Genomic DNA, 12,151 nt, shown 5'->3' with positions numbered 1-12,151 from the left:
CGTTCAGATAACGCAAAAATACCAAAACCGGTTCAATAAACACACCATGGCGCGGGGTGGAGCAGCCCGGTAGCTCGTCAGGCTCATAACCTGAAGGCCGCAGGTTCAAATCCTGCCCCCGCAACCAGTTCCTACGCTACGCTATCCAATAGTAGCCTAAAACTACGATCCAGTGCGCCAGAGCACTCCGGTCATCGGTGCCAAATCCCTGACATAAAACACTAATTCCTAAATCAGCAGGTGCAAAGCAGGGGCTGATCGCCAGCAGTTGGGTAGCCGCCGCCTCAAGAATTGCGCCAGCGATCGGCAACACCACACTCGGTTAGGGGGGGCGCCGAGATCATTCGCTCCTCGTCGCCTCCGCCGCGAAGAGAGGCGGGCGTAAGATAACCATTGTTACGAGCAAGCGCCAGTTTAGCTAGAGCTGCCGCAGTATCAGACGGCCATCTGTCGAAGGGCAGTCATTGATCGCGGTGAACACAAAAATGCTGGAAAAAACCTACTGCTACCAAGTGCATATAGCGAAAGTTGCGTATCTTCGGCAAACTCGCGATTAAAGCGGCGAGTCGCTAGAGCGCATCGGGGGAACGCAGTGATTCTTACGGATAATGAGACGAGGGTAGATCTCCTCAATGACGAGGCGATATCGAAAACCATCATCGAACTGTTGCGTGAGAAATCCGAGCGAGCGGTAACCGTCGGTGTTCATGGTGACTGGGGCGCTGGCAAATCCAGCATCTTGGAGATGATCGAGAGTGGCCTCAGTTCAGACGAGGACGTGCTCTGCATCAAATTCAACGGATGGCGTTTTCAAGGATTCGAGGATGCTAAGATCGCGCTGATCGAGGGCATCGTTACCGGCTTATCGAAAAACGCCCGTTGCTTACCCAGGCCGGCATGGCCGTTAAGGACATTTTCCGGCGGATCGACTGGCTCAAGATCGCGCGGCACGGCGGTGGTCTCGCTTTGACCGCATTCACCGGCATCCCCTCAGCCGATCAGGTTAGCGCTGTGGTCGGCACCTTGAAGGGCATTTTCTCCGATCCCTCAAAAATCGCCACGCAGGAGAATTACGACAAAGCCATCGACGGCGTGCAGGGTCTGTGAAACCCGGTGAGTCGAAGAATGTACCCGAAGAGATTGAAGCGTTCCGAAAGGCTTTTGACGACCTGCTCAAGCAGGCGGGCGTCGAGCAACTGATCGTTCTTATCGACGATCTAGATCGCTGCCTGCCGGATACGGCGATTGAAACCCTCGAAGCCGTCCGCCTGTTCGTATTCACCGCTCGCACCGCGTTCATCGTTGCAGCCGACGAGGCGATGATCGAATATTCGGTGCGGAAGCATTTCCCAGAACTGCCGGACACGACCGGCCCCCGCGACTATGCGCGAAACTATCTCGAAAAGCTGATCCAAATACCATTCCGGATTCCAGCTTTGGGCGAGACCGAAACCCGCATCTATGTCACCTTATTGCTCATTGGCGCTGAACTGGGTGAGGACGACCCTGCTTACTCTGTGCTAATCAACGTCGCGCGTGAACTGCTCAAACGGCCCTGGAAGACGGCTGGGCTCGACGCGCAAACAGTTAAAGGCGCCTTGGGCGATAAAGCCGGCAAGGTCCAGAACGCGCTCACCCTAAGCGATCAAATCGGCCCGATCCTAGCTAGCGGCACTCAGGGCAATCCGCGGCAGATCAAGCGCTTTCTCAACACCCTGCTGCTGCGCCATCAAACCGCGCTCGCTCGCGGCTTTGGAGAGGAGGTGAAGCTCCCCGTATTGGCGAAACTCATGCTGGCTGAACGGTTCCTCTCCAGATTGTTCGACCAAATCGCCAGCGCCGCCGCTCGCGATCCAGACGGCCACTGCATAGATTTGGCGGCGCTTGAAGCCGCCGCATCGGAGGAGAAGCCAGGCCCCAAAACCAAGCGGGCCGGGCCCAAGGTCAGTTCCTTCGATGACGCAAAGCCGACCGTCGTGCCGGACTCCAAGGACAGCGCCACCCTGACCGAATGGAAGGCGGCCGACGCGATACGGGCTTGGGCGCGGCTGTCACCGGCCTTAGCCGAAGTCGATCTGCGCCCCTATCTGTTCGTGACCAAGGATCGGAAGGACTATTTCGGCGCGGCCTCAGTGCTCGGGCGTCTCGCTGCGGTGGTCGAAAAGTTGCTCGGCCCGAAACTCGCCGTCCAGGCGTTCGAAGGTGAACTCAAGCAACTCGTTCCGGCCGAAGCCGCACAGGTATTCGAGGAACTGCGCGGGCGCGTTATGGGCGGCGATGCTTTCAATACAGCGCCGCCCGGCATCGACGGGCTCGCCGTGTTGGTTCGCGCGCACCCGGCGCTCCAAGCCAGCCTTCTCGACCTGCTTGAAGCCTTGCCGGCTGATCGATGCGGACCGTGGCCTGCGTCCGGCTGGGAAGGCATCATCAAAGATGCTGACGCCGTAGCTCGGTTCGAAAAGCTCCTCCAAAAATGGTCGACCTCACAGTAGGCCTTTTTGAAGACGACGGCCAGCGCCGCGCTTCGTACGCGGAAGGGCGGGCGCTGATGGGCACGTCGAACGCCTATGGTGGCGCGGGCGGCAGCACGCCACTCATACCGAGTTGGCTGCAGGGTGACGGCGACGGCGGGACCGGCGCGGGTGCGGACGACGGAACGCAACCCGCGTCGCCTGATGGATCGCCCCCAGCGGTTCCTCCCGCCCCGGCACCCCGACCAACCGCGCCAGCAGGAGCATCGGATCGATTTACATCGGCGCGAAACAATTTCACGCGCTTCGTAAGCTCGGGCGGCAGCGACCGCAGGAGTCTCGGCCGCGCTGTCTCGCAATATGTGTCCAAATCGGCGGGCAGTTCGCGCCAGGCAGCGCAGCGCATGGGCTCATCGCGCGGCGCAGGTGCCGGGCTCGTCAGATTCCTCAATGACGCCAGTGCCAATGGCGTTCGCGAAGCGCTGCGAATGCTCAACCTTGAAAGCCTCGCCGGGCGGCCGATCGAGGAAGTATTCGCGGGGCTTGCCGACTACATTTGCCCCGAAGGCGGGTCGATCGACGAGGGAATCGCGCGAGACGCCTTCATCGAGACTATCGCCGATCTCGCCGGTGCGGGCATTACCGACATCGACGCGCTGACAACTGGCCAGATCCAAACCGTCTTCGAGCTATATGCTACGCACGCGATCGAGGCTCGTATCTGCAATGACATCGGCACCAAGGTCGTGACCTTGCCGGCCGATCCGCAGGCGGCCGAGAGGGTGCAGGCGCAACTACGTGATTTCATCCAGCGCGGTGTCAGCGACGCCATCAACGCTGCGGGCGTCAATATTCAGTCGCTGACCCCTGATGCGGTGATGGGCTTCGTGACCAATGTCTATCAATCCGCCTTCGACGTGTTGCAGACGATGGGTGATGGGGAGGCAGAGAAATGAGACGCCATGTCATCATCGGCCGTTTCGGACCGGACGATAAAACCAGTGTCCCGAAGGCGCGCGACGAAATCGCATCGACCTTGCAGTTGGTAGCGGGCACGCGTCTCGATCACGGGATTGGCCGCGCCTTGGCCGACCTCAAGGCGTTGCACCTGACGCCGAGCGAAATCGGTGCGGACATGCTTGTCGTTGCCGCCCATGTCAACGCAGCGGACACCCGCATCTCCCGCTCCACGGAATCGCAGGACGCTTGACGGCATAACTCAGCAGAGCTTTGGGCGGATACCATTCCCAACGCAAGCGCATTGACACTGGCCGCAATGGGCAAACAGAATGCGTTGGGCGAACTGGCTGCGGGGCGCATGCGCGGTTTAGCCGAACTGGGGGAATCGATCCGCGCGCTGAACGAACGGCTGATCTTTCCGGAAATCTCTGCCCTCTCGAAACTGCTTAAGGACTATCCGTCCGGATACTCGAAGGCCTTTCGTGAAGCGGCGGGCGGCATCGAGTCGCTGACAGCACGCATGGAGGCCATGAAAACCTCTTGGCTGGATGTGCAGCAGCATGCGCTTTCCGCACGCGCTTTTGTCGATCTGCAGGCAATCGGCGGGCTCGCCAATTCCATGAATTCGTTCAGCGCGCATATTTCCGCCGCGCTGCGGATGGAACTGGGTGATTGGCGGGATACCATCACGTTCGATGCGCCTGCGCTAATCGAGCCTGTGGCCCGCTTTGAGCTGTATGATGCTCAGGGCTTCGACGCCAACCTCACCCATTTCAGCGTCGAAGCCTATCAGGAGACGGTCCAGATCGCAGGTCTCGCTGTCGAGGAGGATACTGACGCGGACATTGTCTCTGAAGATGATGCCGGCGTCGAACTCAACTCGCGAGCATATGAGACCTTGCTACGTTTCGAGCGCGAGGTCCGTGCTTTCATCGTTGCGGTGATGACGAAGAATTTCGGCGCTGACTGGATGAAACGCCAGCTACCTCCAAATCTTCTCGACCAGTGGAAGGATAAAAAACAGAAAGACATGCAGCAGGGTGGAGATGATCTGCCGTTGATCGATTACGCCGATTTTGCCGATTACAAAGGCATCATCGAGCGCAATGACAACTGGGAAGCGGTCTTCAAATCGGTATTCGGCCGGAAAGAAGACATTCGGGAATCCCTTCAGCGACTGATCCCGGTCCGCATTGCCACTATGCACGCGAGATTCATCACGCTGGAGGATGACTTATATCTTAGGGCGGAGACGACCCGTATTCACATGCGTCTGCGCCGTCACATGAGCTGAGCTATGCACGAGCCCAGTTTTCTCGATCCTCTGGGGTCCCGCCTGCCCAGCCTGGAACAGAATATGCTGAAGCTGCGCTCGGCCCAGATGGTGCTTGTGTTATTCTATGCCGAGCAACTCAAGACAAGAGTGCTGTCGCTGATACAGCGTACCGATGGCTTTATGGCACACACGGGCCGTGCAGAACGCGTGCCGCAGGGGGCAAAGAATCCGGTCGGCAAATGCCTCGACGCACTTGAAGCCGACGGTGCGTTGTCGGCCGATGAAAAAGCGGAGATCCGGCGTCTCATCGACTATCGCAATAGGGTCGGGCACGATATCCATGAGCTTGTCGCCGACATCACTTCAGAACGTTCCGTACGCCGGTCTTGGAGATACCTGCCCGACGATTTCGCCCGCTATGACTACGAGGCAGTCGAGCGTCTGCAGCATTTTCTGAAACTGTTGGATGAGAGGCAGAGAACACACCATTATATCGGCACGATCAGTTTCGACGGGCTTCAGTTCCGCAGCGCCGAACGGGTCTTTTTAAACGAGATCAAGCTGCTGCGCCGGAAGATCGCGAAGCAGTGGAAGGCGAGACAGCAGCAGATCGGCGACCTAAACAAGGAGATGCAGTCTGCAATTATCGGGAGCGAAGAGACCGACCCGCGTCACCCTTCGAACCACTATGATGATGGTCGGCTGACCCTCAGAGGCGAGGAGATTTGCTACCGCCTGTTCGACCAGGGGCTTAATCCTATGGCGGTCGCGCATCTCATGGGACTGCAATTGACCTCGGCGCGGAACCGGCAACGAAGTTGGGTGAAGCTGGGCGGCAAACAGCGCCCGGCTGTGGATTTTGAAACGCTGCCCGAGCGGAAATATTACCGGCGCTACGACGACTAGCTAAGTGACTATATCTAGACGCTTTGACTTCCGCATAAACTACAAGGCCAAAGGTTCGTACCCTTTCAGAGCTATCTGCACGGCGTTGCCATGGCGGGACCAGACGCACTCGTTGTCACTCATGTCACGAAAGCATCTGCAGCCCGTGCTTCTGCACGATCGACAAGAGCTTGAGTGCCGGCCCGCTTGGCCGCTTGGCTCCAGTCTCCCATTTCTGGATGGTGGACTTGCTGGTGTTCAAGTAGCGGGCAAAAACCGGCTGGCTGACGTGATTGTTTTCGCGCAGTGCCTTGATTTCGCCTGGCGTCAGATCCTGCGGAACAACCAGGCAATCGTCGTCGAAGGTTCGCATGGTTTCCTTGTCGATGGTGCCTGCCGCATACATGCCCTCAACGGCGCTATGGATTGCCTCGAAGGCATCGCTCTTGAATTTGCGCTTAGTCGCCATGATCAATCTCCAGCAAGGCGCGGCCCTCGATTTCCGCTTCAAGGCCGGCCTTCGTCTTTCCCCGATAGAGTTCGGCGAGCTTCCGGAATGCCAGAAGCTCGTCGTCATCGATGTTCGCCCGATCCTTCTTCGCAAAGAGATAAGTGAATACCCAGAACTCTCCGGCCTTTGCCAGAACGATTGAACGGTGCAGATTGCCGTTGAGGCGCTTCTTGAAGACGCCGCCACCGAGATCATCGGCTTGGCCGAGAGCAACCTGGCTGATTGCTTTCGACAATGCCTTGTCGGAAATCCGGGCCTTCTTCGCTGCCTTGGCGAACCAAGCTGTTTTGAACACACGTTCTAATATCAGTTTATATAGCACCAAGTGCTACACCTATCTAGGGTGGGAAGATCAGCGTCAAGGCCAGCCCGGCCGATGAGTCCACCTCTGTTATTCTGAAGGAGATGCAGGGTGGCGGGCGGCCACCTCGCTCTTGAGGTGACTTCCAGGCAAGCTTTCGCATGGACGGGATCGCGTCCTTGAAATCAGCCGGACCAGGTGCTACATTCCATCATGAATGAAACTTCGTCCCGAACCTTCAAGACGGCCTGGTTCGCCAAGGCGGCGCGCAAGGCCATGATATCAGATGCCGAACTGTGCGAGGCCGTGCGCGAAGTGATGCTCGGGCAGGCGGACGATCTTGGCGGCGGCGTGTTCAAGAAGCGGCTGAACAGGAACATGCACCGCAGCATCATCCTGGCGAAGAGCGGCCGCTACTGGATATATGAGTATCTTTTCGCCAAGAAGGATCGCGCCAATATCGATGATGACGAGCTTGAGGATTTTCGCAAGCTCGCCAAGGCCTATGCCACGCTGAATGACGAACAGATCGATGTCCTGGTCAGGGACAGGGACTTGATGGAGATATGCAATGCCAAGGAAAGCTGAATACAGGAGCGACATTTCCGAAGCGATCCATTCTTCCGCTTCGGCGCTTCATCGTGTCGGGGCGCTCGACAAGGCGACGATGCGGGATTTCGATGCGCGCCATCTGGTGATGCCGGCTGAAATGCCTCCTTCGGAGATCAGGAAGATCCGCGAGAGCAATCACGTCAGCCAGCCTGTCTTCGCCCGCTATCTCAACACCAGCGAAAGCACGGTGGAGAAGTGGGAGAGCGGTGTGAAGAAGCCGAGTGGCATGGCGCTCAAACTGCTGTCGATCGTGCGCAAGCACGGCCTGCAGGTTCTCAATTGATGCCTGATGGTCGGGGGGCTGTGACAGACGCCTCGATCATGCTGACGAGCATCTGAAAACCACAGGTTTTGCTGCCGCCCCGCAGGGGAAATGCGAGCCGGGCGGAGCGCGGCGAGCGCGTTTTTCTGGACGCGCGATGACCGCCGATCCGGCGGGATCGGCGGCGATATTCAGCCTTGTGGTTGCTTTATGGGCGGAACCAGCGCCAACATTCATCCGTTCCGGCGCGGCGATATGACAGACGGCGGCACGGCTGCCACAGGTAATTCAACGGCTCGAAGCCATCCCACCAATCGGCGTCAATGTCGCCGCAACGGCCCTCGAACAATACTTCGCCGCGCGCATTGTAAAGCCGGAACTCCATCGGCAGGGCGTCGCCCTGTTCCGGGGTTCCACGCGCGGGGGCGCCGTTGGCGTCTTCGCCCAAGCCCAGGCAACCGCCGTGATGATCTTTCGTAACGATCCAACGCATGATGATAATCCTCTGATGTAAATGTGGAGGAAAGCGCCAGCCGCTGGGACGGGCGCATGAATGGAGAGAAAGGGGCGGCTTATGCCGCCGCCCTCCCTTGCTGCTGTTGCATCCATGCAAGCCGCCTGGTGGCCGTCTGGTGGTGTCGGCTGTCCAGATCGATGCCGATCCAGTCGCGGCCAAGCTGCTGCGCGGCGGCCAGTGTCGAACCGCTGCCGCAAAATGGGTCAAGCACAAGGTCCCCTGGCTTCGTGAACGCCTCGATGAGCGGTATCAGGGCCTCGACGGGCTTTTGTGTCGGATGCAGCCTATTGCCCGCATAGGGAAAGTCGATCACGTCCGGCACAGGGTTAGCGGGCAGGGAAACATTGCCCTTCGCCAGCAAATAAGCCTGCTCGTGCTCATAGCGCAGGAACTTCGCCGATGACGCATATACTGCTTGCGGAAAACGATATGCCCGACGACGCGGAAGCCTGCCGCCTTCCATGCGTCCATGAACAAATCGACCTTGTTCCAGCCGTAGAAGGAAACGGCGAAACCGCCATCCTTCAAAACGCGGTGCATCTGGTTGAACGCTGGCTTGAGCCAACGGGCATTGTCGTAGTTTGCCACCGTCCTGCCGCCACGGTCGCGGTAGTTCACGAGATAGGGCGGATCGGTCAGAATGAAGTCCACTGATCCCCTCTCGAAAGAGCGCATCGCCGGGATGCAATCGGCATTGAAGATCACGTTGCGGGGGCCTGGGTGTTGCTGGTCATTGTCTTTCTCCTTCGGTGCTTGACGTCGAACTCAGCATCCGGGTCATCCTGCGCAGTTATGGATTAAAGGTTGGCGAAGTCAGCTGTGGGCGTTTCGAGGCGCATCCGCGAACTGATTGCAGGGCATGCGATATTGTCGATGGTGATTGACGCGATGCTGACGGCGCGAGCAGCGCTTTGGAGTGAATTTACGAAGATGCACCGCGAGATGCTCAGGATCGCCCGCGCCGACAAGGTTTGTCAGCGACTGATGAGTGCGCCGGGTGTCGGCGCCCTGGTTGCGCTGACCTACCGCTCCGCGGTCAATGATCCCGCCCGGTTCGAAAAGTCCAGCACAGTGGGTGCCTACTTCGGGCTCACGCCGAAGAAATATCAATCCGGCGAAACCGATCGCGATGGCGGCGTCAGCAAGGTCGGTGATGCAATGGTGCGAACCGCATTGTTCGAGTCCGCGCATATCATGCTGACGCGGGCGACGCGCTTTTCCAGTCTGAAGCGTTGGGCGCTCGATGTGGCCAGGCGTCGTGGAATGAAGTGCGCGAAGGTTGCCCTTGCACGCAAACTTGGTGTCGTTCTTCACCGCATGTGGGTGGATGCGACGGACTTTCGCTGGAGCGCGAGCCCTATAGCGGCATGAGGAGACAAATGTGAATGATGCAGGAAAGTACAAGACCTGCATCTGATGAGGTCCCGTCGCTGGGACGCAGGCTTGGCAAGGTCGTGTGTAGTGCTGTGACCGCTTCGGCGAAGCACGCTTCCTAGATTGACCTGTCGGCTTGTTGATCTGATGGCATAGTGTGGCAGCCTTCGTGCTGACCACGGACAGAAGCATGACCCAAGCGACGAGATAATCATTCAGAGGGACTTGACGAACAAAGGCCCATTACAGAAGCACTGCCATGGCTTGCGATAGTCTCTCTTCGGGTGATTCAGTCTCAGACGCGGCCGTGAAATCGCCGATGTCCTGCTTGATAGCATTTATCACGCCCGATTCCGATGCATCGAGATAACGCAGGGACCTGATCCCACTCTCGTGCTTGGCACCCGGCGTCATTTCCCGGCCACAGATGCATTCGTCTTCCTCAAGGAGCTCATTGAAGAACTGAGCTGAGGTGTTTTCTGGCAGACGCAAGTTGTCAAGATTGTCTTTGAGCGCAATCAGCGATGTGGCGAAGGATGGGTGCCGACGATGATGTCGGACGGGATGCCAATGCATAGCTTGTCGAGTGTCAGCACCGTATTCGTTCCGAAGCGCTTGGAAATATCGTGGATATGAATAGGTGCCCGCAGACACTGTGCCGTCATCGCGGAAACCAGCGACTGGCACCGTCCTGAGCACTTGTTCCGACATCGGCCCCCTGCAGCATGACGCCAAACGTGATTTGCTTTCGTTCACTCATGCCATTTCTCCAAGGAAGAGTTCGATGTCATGCGTCCGTCTTGCAGTTCCGGTTGTGCTGTATTCGCACTGAGCAGCTAGACATTTTCCATGGAGAACAGCGTAAGCACGCCTCGGCCTGCTGATAAGAAAAGTAATAAATTTTATATACTTTAAAATTGTAATGCAGCTTGAAGCGGAACAACGTAAAATAGGCAAAGAAGTTAATTGGATAGCACGATCATGATATCGTTTTTTGCCCGTGACGAGCTCAAAAGCAAAATCCGACTAAAAAAGCCGATTTCGAGAAGCCTGTTCCTCGATGAAGCAGGCCTGGTCGCTGGCCCTGCACGATAGGGATACGAGCCTTGCCTATTTCATCGTGCTCCTGTTGTGCTGTCGGAAGAAGACGCCGAAACCGGTGCCCGGATGGCGGCGTGGTGACGAGGCCCTACAGTCTGATTTTCGCCCTTTTATCATATTTCGACGGCATCGCGGGGTATCGGATGAAACCCGCGCTCCTGCGACACTTGGCCAATTACGGTCAGCTATTAATTCCCTCGATTTCATGCAAAAGCATTCCGACTAAACATCGGCGGAGTGCATATGCTTACAAAGAAGGGCAAATATGGTCTGAAGGCACTGGCTCACCTCGTCGCGCTTGCGCCGGGTAAAAGCGCGTTCGTCGCCGAGATTGCCGCCCGGAACAATATTTCCAAGAAATTCCTCGACGCGATTCTGCTGGAATTACGCAATGACGGGATACTGCGATCCAAGAAAGGCCCCGGCGGCGGTTACAGTCTTTCCAAACCGGCGTCAGAAATCACCATCGGGCAAGTCGTCCGCGTTCTCGACGGACCGCTGGCGCCGATCCGTTGCGCAAGCCGCACGGCCTACGAGCCCTGCGACGATTGCGAGGATCATCGCGCCTGTCAGGTGCGCCGGTCCATGCTGCTGGTGCGAGAGGCAATAGCGGGTGTTCTCGACAGGATGACGCTGGAACAGTTCGCTCGCAACGGGGGGCTGGAAGATGACGGTTCTGCACCCGCATGGGCGCAGCTAAGTGCCTGAGAGCGCATCGAGAAGGCGATAGCCTCCATTGTGATAGAGGAGAGGATCGCCTGAGCCGGTGACGATCTTCAGAACGCGCCCGATCACGATCGCATGGGTATGCCGCCCGATGACATCTTCCACAGCGCAATCAACTGAAGCCAACGCACCGGCAAGTGCCAGCGCACCGCTTTCGAGTGCATACCATTCAGCATTCGCGTAACGTTCAATGCCCTTGATGCCGCCCTTGCCAGCGAAACGATCGGCAATGGACTGCTGGCCGGAAGACAGCACATTCACGCAGAAATGGTTATGGCGACTAATCGCCGACCAGACCGACGAACCCCGATTGATGTTTACAATAATCGTTGGCGGCTCAACCGAAAGCGCAGTGGCTGACGTCACAGTCGCGCCGGTGCGCCCCTCATCGAAACCCGCTGTGACAACGCTCACGCCGCTCGCAAGCTGACGCATGGCCGCCTTGAGCTCAATTGGAGAAACCTCGGCATCTACAGCTTCTTCAACATACTGCGCAATACTACTCTCGCGGAGATAAGTTACCGTTGATCCCATGTTCGTTTATTACTCCAAATTTATCAATTTGCCATACGGTAGCAGCGCTTGGTAAATTGGCCGAGAATGCACTTTCTATATTCTACTGACTTTGTAGAAATTAGACCCACTGCGGCGCAATTACGCGCCACTACTAATTGCTCTTAGCGGTCAAGCAGATAAGCCGAGATTTTCTTTCAGTGTTTCTCCGGCATAGTTGCCGCGAAACACGCCTTTTTCCTGAAGAATTGGAACGACTTTCTCGACAAATTCGTTGAAGCCGCCAGGTGTGAGATGGGGGGCAAAATACGAACCCATCTGCTGCATCAGTGCACACAGGCGCTGATTTCGTCGGCTATTGTCTGCGGCGTGCCGACAAACTGCTGGCGCGCTGTCACCTTGATAAAGGCCGCGACGGAGGCGGCGACATCATAGACCGCGCTTGCCGCTGATAACCGGCATGCTGCCAAGGATATCCGGTGATGCTGATACCGGTAGTACGCGAGAGACTGCAAGATCGTCTAGCCGTGTGCTGGTCGTCCGTGCCGAAAGGAAGCAGATCGATGGTCAAAAATCCTTCGTGTACGGTCCAACCCTCACGCAGCAGCGCCGCCCATGTGGCGCAGTCTGAAAGACTTCTCG

General features: G+C 57.5%; 18 protein-coding genes, 1 tRNA gene and 2 pseudogenes. 12 read left to right on the top strand and 9 right to left on the bottom strand.

Features of this window, described 5'->3' with window-relative positions:
• The first annotated feature begins 50 nt into the window (after positions 1 to 50).
• The 8 genes from J9800_RS21795 to J9800_RS21770 all read left to right on the top strand — a co-directional run bounded on the left by J9800_RS21795 (position 51) and on the right by J9800_RS21770 (position 5,613).
• A tRNA-Met gene (locus tag J9800_RS21795) sits at positions 51 to 127 on the top strand.
• 465 nt (positions 128 to 592) lie between these two features.
• Entirely contained in the window at positions 593 to 970 is a 378-nt protein-coding gene (locus J9800_RS22160; RefSeq protein WP_286167681.1) for a P-loop NTPase fold protein, read from the top strand.
• Complete coding sequence (locus J9800_RS22155) at positions 967 to 1,107, top strand: hypothetical protein (protein ID WP_286167680.1); 141 nt, start codon at positions 967 to 969, stop codon at positions 1,105 to 1,107. The genes J9800_RS22160 and J9800_RS22155 overlap by 4 nt, the downstream gene beginning before the upstream one ends.
• Positions 1,104 to 2,492, top strand: a complete 1,389-nt coding sequence (gene qatA / locus J9800_RS21790) for a Qat anti-phage system ATPase QatA (protein WP_286167679.1) — start codon at positions 1,104 to 1,106, stop codon at positions 2,490 to 2,492. The genes J9800_RS22155 and qatA overlap by 4 nt, the downstream gene beginning before the upstream one ends.
• Complete coding sequence (gene qatB, locus J9800_RS21785) at positions 2,474 to 3,427, top strand: Qat anti-phage system associated protein QatB (RefSeq protein ID WP_286167678.1); 954 nt, start codon at positions 2,474 to 2,476, stop codon at positions 3,425 to 3,427. The genes qatA and qatB overlap by 19 nt, the downstream gene beginning before the upstream one ends.
• Complete coding sequence (locus J9800_RS21780) at positions 3,424 to 3,681, top strand: hypothetical protein (RefSeq protein WP_205315999.1); 258 nt, start codon at positions 3,424 to 3,426, stop codon at positions 3,679 to 3,681. The genes qatB and J9800_RS21780 overlap by 4 nt, the downstream gene beginning before the upstream one ends.
• Positions 3,682 to 3,765: 84 nt before the next feature.
• Entirely contained in the window at positions 3,766 to 4,725 is a 960-nt protein-coding gene (locus J9800_RS21775) for a Swt1 family HEPN domain-containing protein (RefSeq protein WP_210845933.1), read from the top strand.
• A gap of 63 nt (positions 4,726 to 4,788) precedes the next feature.
• Positions 4,789 to 5,613: a hypothetical protein gene (locus J9800_RS21770; protein WP_162792735.1), complete on the top strand. Its 825-nt coding sequence runs from the start codon at positions 4,789 to 4,791 to the stop codon at positions 5,611 to 5,613.
• A gap of 124 nt (positions 5,614 to 5,737) precedes the next feature.
• Here J9800_RS21770 and J9800_RS21765 read toward each other — a convergent pair whose 3' ends face one another.
• Positions 5,738 to 6,061 carry a helix-turn-helix domain-containing protein gene (locus tag J9800_RS21765; RefSeq protein WP_114217395.1) on the bottom strand — a complete coding sequence of 108 codons (324 nt, stop codon included), beginning with the start codon at positions 6,059 to 6,061 and terminating at the stop codon, positions 5,738 to 5,740.
• Positions 6,051 to 6,410 (bottom strand): type II toxin-antitoxin system RelE/ParE family toxin, encoded by a 360-nt coding sequence (locus J9800_RS21760; protein WP_114217400.1) that lies wholly within the window; start codon positions 6,408 to 6,410, stop codon positions 6,051 to 6,053. The genes J9800_RS21765 and J9800_RS21760 overlap by 11 nt, the downstream gene beginning before the upstream one ends.
• Before the next feature lie 207 nt (positions 6,411 to 6,617).
• On the opposite strand from J9800_RS21760, the gene J9800_RS21755 reads away from it, so the two are divergent.
• Together J9800_RS21755 and J9800_RS21750 are read left to right on the top strand one after the other, a co-directional pair.
• The gene (locus J9800_RS21755) at positions 6,618 to 6,992 is read left to right on the top strand and encodes a type II toxin-antitoxin system RelE/ParE family toxin (protein WP_205315998.1); all 375 of its coding nucleotides are present in this window, start codon (positions 6,618 to 6,620) and stop codon (positions 6,990 to 6,992) included.
• Entirely contained in the window at positions 6,976 to 7,299 is a 324-nt protein-coding gene (locus J9800_RS21750) for a helix-turn-helix domain-containing protein (RefSeq protein ID WP_114217394.1), read from the top strand. The genes J9800_RS21755 and J9800_RS21750 overlap by 17 nt, the downstream gene beginning before the upstream one ends.
• Positions 7,300 to 7,486: 187 nt before the next feature.
• On the opposite strand, the gene J9800_RS21745 is transcribed toward J9800_RS21750, so the two are convergent.
• The 3 genes from J9800_RS21745 to J9800_RS22275 form a co-directional block, all read right to left on the bottom strand.
• A complete protein-coding gene (locus tag J9800_RS21745) occupies positions 7,487 to 7,771 on the bottom strand; it encodes a hypothetical protein (RefSeq protein ID WP_114217393.1) in 285 nt (94 codons plus the stop codon).
• A 79-nt stretch (positions 7,772 to 7,850) separates the two neighbouring features.
• Positions 7,851 to 8,108, bottom strand: coding sequence for a DNA-methyltransferase (locus tag J9800_RS22280; protein ID WP_353616848.1), 258 nt, complete (start codon positions 8,106 to 8,108; stop codon positions 7,851 to 7,853).
• Positions 8,105 to 8,446 carry a DNA methyltransferase gene (locus J9800_RS22275; protein ID WP_353616847.1) on the bottom strand — a complete coding sequence of 114 codons (342 nt, stop codon included), beginning with the start codon at positions 8,444 to 8,446 and terminating at the stop codon, positions 8,105 to 8,107. The genes J9800_RS22280 and J9800_RS22275 overlap by 4 nt, the downstream gene beginning before the upstream one ends.
• Before the next feature lie 104 nt (positions 8,447 to 8,550).
• Between J9800_RS22275 and J9800_RS21735 the strand changes: the two are divergent.
• Positions 8,551 to 9,166 (top strand): annotated as a pseudogene (locus J9800_RS21735) (transposase); the annotation flags it as partial.
• 521 nt (positions 9,167 to 9,687) lie between these two features.
• On the opposite strand, the gene J9800_RS21730 reads toward J9800_RS21735, so the two are convergent.
• Entirely contained in the window at positions 9,688 to 9,834 is a 147-nt protein-coding gene (locus J9800_RS21730) for a hypothetical protein (RefSeq protein WP_162792734.1), read from the bottom strand.
• 679 nt (positions 9,835 to 10,513) lie between these two features.
• Here J9800_RS21730 and J9800_RS21725 point away from each other — a divergent pair.
• Complete coding sequence (locus J9800_RS21725; RefSeq protein ID WP_114217391.1) at positions 10,514 to 10,978, top strand: RrF2 family transcriptional regulator; 465 nt, start codon at positions 10,514 to 10,516, stop codon at positions 10,976 to 10,978.
• On the opposite strand, the gene J9800_RS21720 is transcribed toward J9800_RS21725, so the two are convergent.
• From J9800_RS21720 to J9800_RS22325, 3 genes and pseudogenes are all read right to left on the bottom strand, one after another.
• Complete coding sequence (locus J9800_RS21720; protein ID WP_114217390.1) at positions 10,967 to 11,530, bottom strand: flavin reductase family protein; 564 nt, start codon at positions 11,528 to 11,530, stop codon at positions 10,967 to 10,969. The two genes, J9800_RS21725 and J9800_RS21720, sit on opposite strands and share 12 nt — an antisense overlap.
• A 150-nt stretch (positions 11,531 to 11,680) precedes the next feature.
• Positions 11,681 to 11,836, bottom strand: coding sequence for a hypothetical protein (locus J9800_RS21715; protein WP_353616846.1), 156 nt, complete (start codon positions 11,834 to 11,836; stop codon positions 11,681 to 11,683).
• A gap of 80 nt (positions 11,837 to 11,916) precedes the next feature.
• Positions 11,917 to 12,125, bottom strand: a pseudogene (locus tag J9800_RS22325) (DUF433 domain-containing protein); the annotation flags it as partial.
• Positions 12,126 to 12,151 lie beyond the last annotated feature (26 nt).

The sequence above is a fragment of the Ochrobactrum sp. AP1BH01-1 genome (assembly GCF_018066705.1).
Taxonomy (GTDB): domain Bacteria; phylum Pseudomonadota; class Alphaproteobacteria; order Rhizobiales; family Rhizobiaceae; genus Brucella.
Note: the sequence above shows the minus strand (reverse complement) of the source record. Positions and strands in the feature narration are given on the sequence as shown.